Origin of the sequence: Eubacterium ruminantium (assembly GCF_900167085.1) — a bacterium.
Taxonomy (GTDB): domain Bacteria; phylum Bacillota; class Clostridia; order Lachnospirales; family Lachnospiraceae; genus Eubacterium_Q; species Eubacterium_Q ruminantium.
On record NZ_FUXA01000007.1, the window covers coordinates 71735 to 84824 of the forward strand.

Sequence of the window (13090 nt, forward strand, 5' to 3'; positions counted from 1 at the left end):
AAACTACTCTTAGTATATGATAATATCCGATGTGTTGCAAGAATAAAAAGCCCCGAGAAACAAGGGATAAATGCTGGATAAATGCACAAAACAATTCATAAAAAAACAAGAAATAAGTGTATGAATATCTTCATATATAAGAAATTGTTAATACTCAAAACACAAAGAAAAATGTGCCAATCGGCACTAAGGCCAATTGACACATTTCCGTGAAAATCTATAAGACTAAGGATTGGTTATTTCAAGGAAATCGATATATCCATCCCATGTACCATCATCAGTAGTAACGATAAGTTTTACTTCCTGATCACCTAATCCATGCTGTACGTTCTTTATTGTGTATGTTGCAGGATAACCATCTCCATAGTAGAAAGTTCCCTTATATTCACCGCCAATATAAAGATCGATTTTTGCGAGGTTATTGTTATTTGAACATGCTCTTAATGAGAAGTTATGTCTGTCATATCCAAAATACTGGTTGTAAGAAACAGAGTCATTATTTTCATATAATGCAACTCCTGAAAATGGTGAATTAATCTTACCAGCATACTGGCCGCCAATCTTCATATCCTCACACTGAACTGTTGTTCCGTTCCAAGAACCTGAATTGCTGCTATTGTTATTGTTGTTATTATTGTTGTAGTTATTATTATTGTTGTTATTGTTAGCATTGTTATTATTTCCATTGCCACCAATCTCATAACCACCAAATGTAACAACATTGTACTTAACATTTGCATATCCACTGCTCTGGTATCCCTCAACATTAAGAGTTACTTCGAACAGATTGCCAAGATTCATACCTGCTCTTGCCCATGCATCAAAATGTTCACTAACAGAAATTCTACCGCTTGTTCTCTTACTTGTTCTAACACTCCAATACTGCTTGAATGTTGTATTACCATCAATAGAAGGCTGATTTACACGTGTTGTCTCGTAAAGATCATATGTACCTCCATCGATGTAAACCTGTCCTCTGGACTGTCCTCCTGGTGGTCTCCATGTTCCCCAACTGTCTACGATATAATACTCAACAAGAGGGTTTCTTGACCATCCGTATACGCATAAGTATGAGTTACCGTTTGGATTATAGTCGGCACTATAATCAATTGTAATCGGGCCATACTCACCGTATTTCTTAGTGCAATCGAGTGTCTTACCTGTTCTAAACAGAACGTTTCCTATGTTGTCCCATGAACAACTAAATGCACCACCGCCATTCAGTGTCATGCTGGTATTACCATAGTCTTTCCAAAGAGTATAGTCAACACCGTCGATCTGTCCAGACTCATTGTTGTAGCACTTGTATCCCGCGTTTGCTGCTTTACTTACTGTATTAGGTGTAAACAACATGAATGCGGCTACGACACCTGCTACTAGGCCTTTGAGCTTCCTTAGTTGCATTCTAGCAACCTCCCTTCACAATTATTTGGTCTAAAGATAATATTCTATGGTTCTTAATCCTTAGACTATATATTTCAGAGTATGCCGGATCCGAAATATCAAATAAACATCACATATTCATTCACCAAAAATATATGAAGTTTTAAAAATGATATGGATAAAGCAAAACTCGAAATAATCAATTAGTACTGCCATAGTGATATAAATCTCTAAATGTGCCGTCCCCCTTGGCCCATTAGCTCTGAACAATTGTTAATATAACACAATCAAATTACTTGTCAAAGGAAATTTTTAGCACTTTTATACAAGTCTTTTCTCCTTTGCAAGGTCATGAAACCGCTATTTTACTAGCTTTGAACAACTTTTTTGACCATTTTTGTGCAACTTATCCACGATAAAGATTTACACCTCGTTCATTTTTCTGTAACATTTTCGATGTATTTCGGCAATAAATATAACGTGCGTTAACTTAATTTTATTTATATATTTTATAACAATTTTACTGATTCTTTTCACAGCTCAGTAAATTTTACTAATGTTAACCGACGTTTTTACGTCACTTCTCGAACAATAATACGCATAATTTATCGGGTGTTAAAATGTAATTTATCGGGTATATGGATTCGTAATATTTTTGTAACATCTCTCTACAGATGATATATGACACTATTTTTCCGATGTCACTCTCACCCCCCTATCAGGTAATGATTTTTACATTTTATCTCAATAACCTCCAAGTTCATCTATGCCAAATCCACATTTGTCCTTAACTAACCCATATTCATCTATACCAACATCGCCACTCAGTGTAATATTGTGATATTCCGGGTCTGATAGTTTTAATCTTCATAGCCCTTTATCGTTTAGAATTCATAATATTCAATTTATTACTTTATGTAATCTCCATTACATTACTCAATGTATTCATCATTGTATTCACCATTGTATTCACCATTGTATTTCTCGTTGTATTTCTCAAAAATATATATCAAAATGCAAAAAAAGAGTTCATCACTTAAAGTAATGAACTCTTTAATAATCTAATGATCAATTATAAAATTGTTATAAAACAGTTATAATTATTCACCCATCTGCTTAGCAACTTCTGCTGCGAAGTCTTCGTTCTTCTTCTCAAGTCCTTCACCTGTTTCGAATCTGATGAAGCTCTTAAGTTCGAAAGTAACACCATTGTCTTTTGCTACCTTCTCTACATACTTAGCAACTGTTTCCTTATCTTCAGCCTTAACATAAACCTGATCAACAAGGCAGATTTCCTTAAGGTGCTTAGCGAAACGTCCTTCTACAAGACCAGCGAAGATCTTGTTCTCAAGATATTCAGCCTTATGTGTAGCAGCGATATCTCTAAGAGCCTGGATAGCTTCGTCTGAAAGGAAGTTGAAAAGGAAGTTCATGTTGCTCTTCTTCTCTTCATAGATTGCAACATCTTCATCATTCCATGCCTTCTTCTCGATAGCTTCTGCTATTACAGCATTAAGAAGTGGCTTTGGCAGAGATGCTGGATCAGCAAGAGAGCTGTCAACGATAATTTCTTTTTCCTTAGCAAGCTTTTCAGCAGAAATCTCAGTTCTCTGAACATACTGAGGATTCATAGCAGCGATCTGCATTGCAATATTCTTCATTGCTTCTTTAACATTGTCATTTGGCTGATCACATGTTGCATTTACAAGAACACCGATCTTACCACCCATGTGGATGTAAGAAACTACAACATCACCTGTAAGCTTAGCAAAACGACGAATTGTAAGGTTCTCACCAATCTTAGCGATCATAGCCTTGTGATGAGCTTCTACTGTCTCAGATGGCTCGATAGCTGACTGAGCAGCATTAAGAGCAGCTACATCTGCATAATCGTTATCATTGATCTGCTTAGCAAGACCTTCAACGTATGTTGTGAATACTTCGTTCTTAGCAACGAAGTCTGTTTCTGAATTTACTTCAAGAATTGTTGCTGTCTTAGCATCATCTGAGATAAATGTAGCAACAACACCTTCTGCTGCAATTCTACCAGCCTTCTTCTCAGCAGAAGCAAGACCCTTCTTTCTGAGGAAGTCGATAGCTGCATCAAAGTCGCCGTCTGTTTCTGTAAGAGCTTTCTTACAATCCATCATTCCGGCACCTGTCATCTCTCTTAACTTCTTAACGTCACTTGCTGAAATAGCCATTAATATATCCTCCTAAATTCGTGATGATCTACAACCATCACTCAAACTAATAGTCTTTTTACTTCTAATGTAACAAATAATTACTCAGCATCTGCTGCAACTTCTTCAGCATCTTCAGCTGCTGAATCAGCATCAACACCCTGATTTGCTTCGATAACAGCGTCAGCCATCTTAGAAACGATAAGCTTAACTGCACGGATAGCATCATCGTTACCAGGGATTACATAATCAAGCTCTTCAGGATCGCAGTTTGTATCAGCGATACCAACAAGTGTAATACCAAGCTTGTGAGCTTCATCTATACAAATGCTTTCCTTGCGAGGATCTACAACGAAAATCATATCAGGAATCTTCTTCATATCCTTGATACCGCCAAGGTTCTTCTGAAGTTTATCCATTTCCTTCTTAATATTTACAACTTCTTTCTTAGGAAGAACATCGAATGTTCCGTCTGCTTCCATCTTCTCATACTTCTTAAGTGTTTCGATACGAGACTGGATTGTCTTGAAGTTTGTAAGCATACCACCTAACCATCTCTGGTTAACATAATACATACCGCAACGCTCTGCCTCTGACATGATTGAGTCCTGAGCCTGCTTCTTTGTTCCTACGAAAAGAACCTTACCACCATTAGCTACACAGTCAAATACTGCCTTGTATGCTTCGTCAACCTTGTTTACTGACTTCTGAAGGTCGATGATGTAGATTCCGTTACGCTCAGTATAGATATACTCAGCCATCTTAGGATTCCATCTTCTTGTCTGATGTCCGAAATGAACACCTGCTTCGAGTAACTGCTTCATTGAAATAACGCTCATTTTTTTACCTCCTTGGTTTTAACCGTCTGCAAACTCTTATTTTTTACAGGAACCGCCAGCGTCGAAGGCGGCACCGCCTGCATATAAGCTTGCATGTTTAATATATTATTACTTTAAAAAAAGCACTTTGTGACCATAGACAGTCACAAAGTGCATAATATCACGAATTTGTCCAATAAGCAAGTACAAATTGTAAGTTTTTTTAATATACTCTTGTAAGAACCTTAGCTATCTCTTCGTAGCTCATACCCTTCTTAACCTGGAACTCACCAACTTCAAGAGCCGTTGCATATCCTGTGCTTTCAAGCCAAATATTGAAGTCATATGCATCATCAATAATTCCGGCTTCCATAAGACGTTCTGCAACTTCTTCTGAGTACATTCCACTTTCAACAACGATTGTTACTGTTTCATCAGATGTCTTAGCCGGCTCTTCTGTAGCTTTCTCAGTAGTTACTTCTTCTGTCTTCTTTTCAGTAGTAGCTTCTGTTGTTGCCTCAGTTGTAATCTCTGTTGTTGCCTTTGTTGTAGCTTCAGTAGTCTGCTTCTCTGTAGTTACTTTTTCAGTAGTAAGAACTTCTGTAGTTACTTCTGTTTTTATATTAGTTGAAGCTTCTGTTTTCTTATCTTTTGGTGGAGTAGGTTTTTCTTTCTTAGCGTTTTCATCTGCTACAGCTGTTCTAACACTTCCATCACTCTTTTCATAACCAAGAGTTTTCATCGCAGCGAACATAATCAACACTCCAAGAAGAACACCTATGCCAATTCCTCTTAAGTAATATTTTACCTTCAATGCTTATTCCCCCTGATGCTTATCAATTACATATTTTACTTCGCCTACTCCGATATCAAGAAGTTTTGATATCTCTAATATACTGAATCCGGCATGGTACATACCCATAACATTCTCTTCAGTATTGCCGCCCTCAAGGCTTATTCCTTCAACTGCAAGTATCTCATCAAGACTTTCTGTCTGCTCGACATCACTTACATCTTCTTTTTCTTCTTCGTCTTCATCCTCATCGGAATCATCCGCTGCCGCCCTAGAGATTCTGTCGCTGATTGAGATAACTCTGTTCTGACCATCATCTTCACCGTCTTCAGCTTCTTCGATTTTCTCCTCAGAATCTTCGATTTCGTCCTCAGAATCTTCGATATCCTCTTCAGGAACTTCTACTTCATCAGATTCTTCCTCAACGATTTCTTCTTCAACGATCTCTTCAGCTTCTTCAATTTCTTCTTCAGTTGTATCAGGAACTACTTCCTCAACTTCAGAAACTACTTCAGCTTCCTCTGTCTCTTCTACAACTTCAGCACTTTTTGATGCCTGGCTGACTGCTAAAGCATCTCTTTTATCAAGTTCATTTTTAAGAGCTTCAAGTCCCTTCTTATATTCATCCATAAGATTTAATGAAACTCTTATCTCTTTTTCTTTTTCAAGGATCAGTGCATAAGTAGAATCGATTTCTTCACGACTCTTAGCAACACTATCGATAACTTCAGCTGTATGTTCATCAATTTCAGCAATCTTACTTTCAGTTCTCTGATCAAGTTCTTTTGCTTTTTTATCGCCTGTCGAATCAAGTTTCTTTATACTGTCATCGATCTTCTTTTCAATTTCCTTAAGCTTGTTATTGAGCTTATCAATACTCTTTTTATTCTCTTTATCAAGCTTATCATTGTTGTTCTTAATCTTATTAACAATTTCCTTCTCGATAAGAGGTTTAAGATTTCCACCTTTATTTCCGACTGATTTAGCAAAATAATCATTTACCATCGAATCAATCTTCTGTTTCTTATCCTCCGGAATGTCGCTTATATCAAAATTGTCACCTTGTTTGTCATCCATTCCGATAAAGCAACTTACAACAATAAAAATAACGGCAAGCGCAATAAGAACTATTATTGTTGGTGTCATATGTACTCTCTCCTATTCATCATATTGTTTTAATACATAATCGAATCGTACCGTCCGATTAATCTCCTTCTCTATTAAAACACTTTATTGAGTATAATGCCACAATATTTTTATTTTTTTACAAAATTATTGTTAATTTTTATGCTCATTAAATGCCCAGTTCGGTAAAGATTGCTTCATTTACAATCTTTATGTATGTACCTTTCATTCCCTGAGACTTGGATTCAATTATTCCCGCACCCTCAAGTTTTCTTAAAGCATTTACGATTATCGATCTTGTGATCTGGTATTTAACAGCAACCCTGCTTGCTACAAGGACGCCTTCTTTCTTGTTAAGTTCTTTAAATACGCTGATCACAGCTTCTTTTTCTGAGATAGAGAGTGATTCCGCTGCAGACTTAACCATGATGCGCTTTCTTCTCTCATCTTCGTCTTCTTCATATATAGACCTCATCATCTCAAGCTCTATAACTGTATTCATATATTCGCTAAAGATAATGTCATCAACATCAAATATATCATTATTTCTATAAATGAATGTTGTTCCGAGTCTTTCTCCCGCGAAGTCAACAGGCATTACTATTGCTGAATGCTTCCTACTTACTTCTTCATCAAAGCCGAGTGTCATAAGATTAACATTTTCTTTTGTTGAAAGAACTGATAAAAACCTTTCATTAAGTCCATCATCTATAACTTTCCCCAGCTCCTCCGGTAAAAGTTCATTTATTACTTCCACCTTTGAATTATCATATAAACCAAGTACTTTTCCCTTCATACTTATAACCAGCACATTTGCTGAAAGGATTTCTCCTGCACATTTACAAATATCATCAAATATAACCTTGTATGATGAATTGTAATGTAATAATTTGTTTAATTTCCTTGTTTTATCAAGTAGCTTAACACTCACACCTGATCCCTCACATCTTTATTCATTTTCTTTCTTTTTGGACATCACGTATCCGCACTCCTCATTTGAGCAGCATAATTTATTGCCTTTTTCAACCATTAAGCTGCCACATTCAGGACATTTTTGTGATGACGGCTTGTTCCAAGACATGAAATCACATTCCGGATAATCAATACATCCGAAATACCTTCTTCCCTTTTTGGTTTTCTTGATAACGATGTCTTTACCACATTTTGGACACTGTACGCCAATCTTTTCGAAGTACGGCTTTGTATTCCTGCAATCAGGGAATCCCGGACATGCAAGGAACTTACCATGCGGGCCATACTTAATAACCATCATCTTACCGCACTCTTCACAAACGGTATCTGACACTTCATCTGCTATATGGATATTCTCAAGAGCTTTCTCAGCATTCTTTACTGCTATATCAAGATCCGGATAGAAATTCCTTACAACGACTTTCCAGTCTATCACTCCTTCGCCGATCTTGTCCAGCAAACTCTCCATATTTGCAGTAAATTCAGTATCTATGATTACCGGGAATGCTGTCTCCATGATTCCGTTAACAGCTTCACCAAGTTCTGTTACATACAGATTCTTTTCTTCTTTAATTACATATCTTCTGTTGAGGATAGTCGCAATTGTAGGCGCATAAGTTGATGGTCTTCCTATTCCGTTCTCTTCCATTGTTCGAACCAGAAGTGCTTCTGTGAAATGAACAGGAGGATTTGTGAAATGCTGCTTACTTTCAAAATCATCAAGCTTTAATTCAGTACCAACCTGAATCTCCTCAAGCTTCTTGATATTTTCTTCTTTTTCTTCCGAATTCTGAGAATAAACCTCCATAAATCCGGCGAAATCAAGGCTGCTTGTTGACGCCTTGAATGTATGACCGCCTGCATTTACTTTAATTGCACCTGTCTTATATACAGCAGGTTTCATTCTGCTGGCAAGGAATCTGTTATAAATAAGCTGATATAATCTGAACAGATCTCTTGAAACGCTTTCTTTTATACTTTCAGGTGTAACATCTACATAAGTCGGTCTGATAGCTTCGTGAGCATCCTGTATCTTCTTACCTTTATTTCCGTCTGCAATAACTTCAGCAACATAATCATTTCCGTATTTATCAACGATAAAACTTCTTGCTGCTGCATCGGCTTCCTCGGAAATACGCACAGAGTCAGTACGAAGGTAAGTGATAAGACCTATGGTTCCACGGCCTTTAATATCAATTCCTTCGTATAATTCCTGAGCAAGTCTCATTGTCTTTGATGTTGAAAAATTAAGTCTTGAAGCCGCATCCTGCTGAAGTGTACTTGTTGTAAAAGGAAGAGGTGCCTTTCTTGTTCTGGTTCCCTCTTTAACTTCTTTTACTACAAACTTATCAGCTTTAGCTTCTTTAATGATCTTTTCTGCTTCATCAGAGTTTGCAATATCGCCACTATAATGGAAGGCGATGCTTGATCTGTTGCCCGGACAGATAAGTTTACTGTCAAGACTCCAGTACTCTTCCGGAATAAATGCATCTATCTCTTTCTCTCTGTCACAGATCATCTTAAGAGCAACCGACTGAACTCGTCCAGCTGAAAGACCTCTTTTAATCTTCTGCCAAAGAAGTGGGCTGATTTCATAACCTACCAATCTATCAAGAACTCGTCTTGCCTGCTGAGCATCAACCAGGCTCATATCTATCTTACGTGCGTTTTTGATTGAATCTTTAACCGCATTCTTTGTAATCTCATTGAATGTAATTCTCTGAAAACTACCCTCCTCAAGTTTAAGCGCTATAGCCAAATGATATGATATAGCCTCTCCCTCACGGTCCGGGTCAGTTGCGAGATATATCTTACTTGCTTTTTTTACTTCTTTTCGAAGTAATGCAAGGACTTCTCCTTTACCCCTAATAGTTATGTAATGAGGTTCAAAATCATCCTCCGGATCAACTCCCATAGTACTCTTAGGGAGATCCCTCACATGTCCGTATGATGCGATAACCTCATAATCCTTCCCTAAAAACTTTTTAATTGTTTTCGCCTTTGCAGGCGACTCAACTATCACAAGATTTTTTGCCATTTGTAAATTCCCCTATCATGACTCTTTATGCGGGTAAATATACAACAAAAAAAAATTAAATGCAAGAGTCATATTTTTAAAGATTGATCCGGCGAATGTAATATCCCCTTTCAGTTTCCTTGATAAATCCGCCTCTCATAAGTTCGATAACTCCCCTTATACACACTCCCGGGCTAAGCCCTGTTATGCTTATGATATCGTCGATAAAAACATCGGAACTTCCTATTATTTTGTATATTTTCTTTTCATTTTCATCCAAAGGCTGCACTAAAATATCATCTTTTTTATCATTCTTCCTTTTAGAATGATTCTTTTCTTTCTCCTTTTCCTCCGAATCCCTCTCCTTATTCCGGCCGTCATAAAATTCACTTATTCCTATCATGTCTTCAATGACTGTTTCCGCATTATTTGAAATCAATGCTCCATTTTTTATAAGAAGGTTTGTTCCTTCGCTAAGAGGATCATTTATCCTTCCGGGAACCGCATATACATTTCTCCCCTGTTCCAATGCCTGATCTGCAGTAATAAGAGAACCGCTTTTTTTGCGCGCCTCGACAACCAGAACCCCATCGGACAATCCGCTGATGATTCTGTTCCTAATGGGGAAATTAAAGCTGAAGGGGCCGATATCAAGACCATTTTCTGATATCACAAGACCTTTCTCATACATTTCCATATAGATTGATGTATTCCCTTTAGGATAGATAACATTAATACCGCTTCCCATAACACCTATGGTCTTCCCGCTATCTTTAAGAACCTCTTTATGAGCAGCCGCATCTATACCAAAGGCCAATCCACTCACCACTGTAAATCCCGCCTTTCCAAATGATGCCGCAAAATAAGAAGCAGCCTCACGTCCATATGGTGTTGCCTGTCTCGACCCGACTATAGCTATCTTTATATCTTCTTTAAGCAGCTGAATATTACCTTTAAAATATAGTATCCGCGGCGGTTCAAATATATTCTTTAGATTATCGGGATATAAATCATCATTTATAGTTATAATTCCGAATCCTTCCTTCAAAAGCCTGTCTTTAAACCTTTCAGTTTCCTCGGTAACAACCTTTCTCTCTGTCTCTTTTATAAGCCCTGCAGCTTTCTCGGGAATCACAGTTTTTAATTCATCAAAGGGAGCTTCAAGAATAGCTTCTGCCGTTTTATATCTTTCAAACAGTCTACAGATGGATAAAGCACCTATTTCCTTATGATTTGATAACCATATCAATAAATCTTTTTCTCTCATGCCTCCCCCTCATCCGATGGCTTCCGATCTGTCACTGATATTTCTGTAAAACATAGCTTCATATACATCATCTTCCTGTATCTCGTCTCTGTCATTCAGATCAGCAACGGTTCTTGCCAATCTCTTTATCCTGAAATATCCTCTTGCAGATAGATTCGATGTATCAAATTCCTTCTTCAGGAGTTCTTCACCCGCCGGATTTATCTTGATAAATCTTTCAATCTTATCCTGGGGAATATCCGAATTAAAACATATATCCTCATCCTTAAATCTATATATCTGTCTTTCTCTGGCTATTTCAATCTGTTCTCTCATTTCTTCGGATGACATGGTCTTTTTACCGGAGGATAATTCTTTATAATCCACAGACTTTACTTCAAGCCTTATATCAATCCTATCCAGAATCGGATAACTTATCTTATTCCTGTAGGCCTTTATCTCATTTTCGGTACATCGGCAAAACTTTCTGTCAGGATAATGACCGCAGGGGCATGGATTCATCGCAGCAACAAGCATAAAATCCGACGGAAATTTAAATGTCGAATGATGCCTGGAAATAGTTATGGTTTTATCCTCCATTGGCTGTCTAAGGCATTCTATGACCTTTTTCTTATATTCCGGCAGCTCGTCAAGAAAAAGAACTCCTCGGTCCGCCAGACTCACTTCTCCGGGGCGAGGAACAGCCCCTCCGCCAACCAGTGCAGTTTCTGTAACCGTATGATGCGGACTTCGAAACGGTCTTTCTATGATAAGTCCTTTTTGCCCCTTCATAAGGCCTGAAATACTATAGATTTTCGTAAGCTCCAAACTTTCTTCATACGAAAGCGGCGGCATAATACCCGGAATACATCTTGCAATCAAGGATTTGCCCGCACCTGCAGCACCACTCATAAGAATATTATGAAATCCCGCAACAGCTACCATAACCCCTCGCTTCATAGTATCCTGGCCGCGAACATTTTCCATATTTACATCGATATGCCTATTTATATCCCCGTTTTCAAAACCCTTTCTTATCATATCTTTACTTGTTTTATGATATGAAATATCGTCTGATGCCTCTCCCAGAAGATGATCCACAAGTGCTTTTAATTCTCTGACACCATATATCTCAATATCATCGACAAATAAAGCCTCATTAACATTTTCCTCAGGAATTATAGCCTTCTTTATCCCCTGCTTTGAAGCATAATGAACTATAGGAAGAACCCCTTCAACAGCCTTTATCTCGCCTGAAAGGCCAAGTTCTCCCAATATTATCGTATTCTCTAATTTACCCGCCGGAATGATCTGCATAGACGTCAGGATAGCCATGGCAATAGAAAGATCATACATAGCTCCGTCTTTTCTGACATCTGCAGGTGAAAGATTTACCGTTATCCTGCTGGCAGGAATGATAAATCCTGAATTTTTGATAGCTGTACGAACCCTCTCACCCGCTTCCTTTACAGACGAAGCAAGATAACCAACCATAGATAAGGTCGGAAGCCCCGGACTGATATCAGCTTCAACATTTACCAGCATCCCATCAATCCCCATGGCCGTACCGCTTATAATATTACTATACATTTGTACTCCTTTTTGCCTCTCCAAGCATAAAAGTGAGTCTCATTAAAATCATTATATTATAACTAAACAAAAAAGAGCAACTTATATAATGCTACAATTTGTAGCATTGTATGCCGCTCTTTTTCGATAATCATAAATTTTTATTTTCTGTATTTGTTTATTATGTTTATTTATTGTATTTATTCTTTCTGATACTCTTTCCGAAATTCTTTCCGAAATTTTTACCTGACTTGTCGCTCACATTCTTGCTTGTGTTTTTTCTTACATTAATGCTTGTACTTTTACTAACGCTAATGCTTGCGCTCTTACTTGTATTTTTATTAGCATTTCTGCTCGCCTTATCACTTGCATTATTGTTTGCACTCTTGTTTGTACTCTCCCCAGACTTCTTCCCACTATTTTTTCTGACAGAATATCCAAAACTTCCAAGGCTTTCACCTAAAGTGAAATAATCACCGTGAGAATAAACCATAAGGCCGGATGAATTAAGCTCAAACTTGCCCTTTTCATCCATATATTTCTTATTTGCAGAAACAGAAACCACGTTAGCTATAAACATATCATGGGTACCGAGTTTCTTCACCTCAACGACCTTGCAGCCTATACAAACAGGGCTTTCATCGATTCCCGGGCATGAAACACCATTAATTTCTACAGGTGTGAGTTTCATTTCTTTGAATTTATCCACGTCCTTACCGGATTTAACACCGCAATAGTCAGCCGCAAATACAAGATCATCATTCACAAGATTAATAACGAACTCTTTTGTTTCATTAATAATATCATATGAATATCTTGAAGGTCTTATGGAAATGCTAACCATCGCAGGATCCGAGCAAATAGTTCCTGCCCATGCTATGGTTAATGCATTCGGCTTTTCTCCCGGTCTCTGGCAGCTTACAAGGACCGCCGGAAGGGGATAAAGCATATTTCCGGGCTTGAAGTCTTCTCTAGCCATACTTT

At 37.7% G+C, this 13090-nt stretch carries 10 protein-coding genes; all 10 read right to left on the reverse strand.

What is annotated here, in order from left to right; all coding sequences use genetic code 11:
- Positions 1-225: 225 nt before the first annotated feature.
- On the reverse strand, positions 226-1404 hold the full coding sequence (locus B5D25_RS13290) for a glycoside hydrolase family 11 protein (protein WP_078787043.1): 1179 nt from the start codon (positions 1402-1404) through the stop codon (positions 226-228).
- A 1079-nt stretch (positions 1405-2483) separates the two neighbouring features.
- Positions 2484-3587 carry a translation elongation factor Ts gene (gene tsf, locus B5D25_RS05940; RefSeq protein WP_078787044.1) on the reverse strand — a complete coding sequence of 368 codons (1104 nt, stop codon included), beginning with the start codon at positions 3585-3587 and terminating at the stop codon, positions 2484-2486.
- An 80-nt stretch (positions 3588-3667) separates the two neighbouring features.
- On the reverse strand, positions 3668-4405 hold the full coding sequence (gene rpsB, locus B5D25_RS05945; protein WP_078787045.1) for a 30S ribosomal protein S2: 738 nt from the start codon (positions 4403-4405) through the stop codon (positions 3668-3670).
- A gap of 202 nt (positions 4406-4607) precedes the next feature.
- A complete protein-coding gene (locus B5D25_RS05950; RefSeq protein ID WP_078787046.1) occupies positions 4608-5198 on the reverse strand; it encodes an endolytic transglycosylase MltG in 591 nt (196 codons plus the stop codon).
- A gap of 3 nt (positions 5199-5201) precedes the next feature.
- Complete coding sequence (locus B5D25_RS05955; RefSeq protein ID WP_078787047.1) at positions 5202-6323, reverse strand: DUF6115 domain-containing protein; 1122 nt, start codon at positions 6321-6323, stop codon at positions 5202-5204.
- 148 nt (positions 6324-6471) lie between these two features.
- Positions 6472-7233, reverse strand: a complete 762-nt coding sequence (gene codY, locus B5D25_RS05960; RefSeq protein WP_078787048.1) for a GTP-sensing pleiotropic transcriptional regulator CodY — start codon at positions 7231-7233, stop codon at positions 6472-6474.
- Positions 7234-7251: 18 nt separating this feature from the next.
- The gene (gene topA / locus B5D25_RS05965; protein WP_078787049.1) at positions 7252-9312 is read right to left on the reverse strand and encodes a type I DNA topoisomerase; all 2061 of its coding nucleotides are present in this window, start codon (positions 9310-9312) and stop codon (positions 7252-7254) included.
- A 76-nt stretch (positions 9313-9388) separates the two neighbouring features.
- A complete protein-coding gene (dprA, locus tag B5D25_RS05970) occupies positions 9389-10558 on the reverse strand; it encodes a DNA-processing protein DprA (protein WP_078787050.1) in 1170 nt (389 codons plus the stop codon).
- A 9-nt stretch (positions 10559-10567) separates the two neighbouring features.
- On the reverse strand, positions 10568-12127 hold the full coding sequence (locus tag B5D25_RS05975; RefSeq protein ID WP_078787051.1) for a YifB family Mg chelatase-like AAA ATPase: 1560 nt from the start codon (positions 12125-12127) through the stop codon (positions 10568-10570).
- 166 nt (positions 12128-12293) lie between these two features.
- Entirely contained in the window at positions 12294-13085 is a 792-nt protein-coding gene (locus B5D25_RS05980) for a flavin reductase family protein (RefSeq protein ID WP_078787052.1), read from the reverse strand.
- Positions 13086-13090 lie beyond the last annotated feature (5 nt).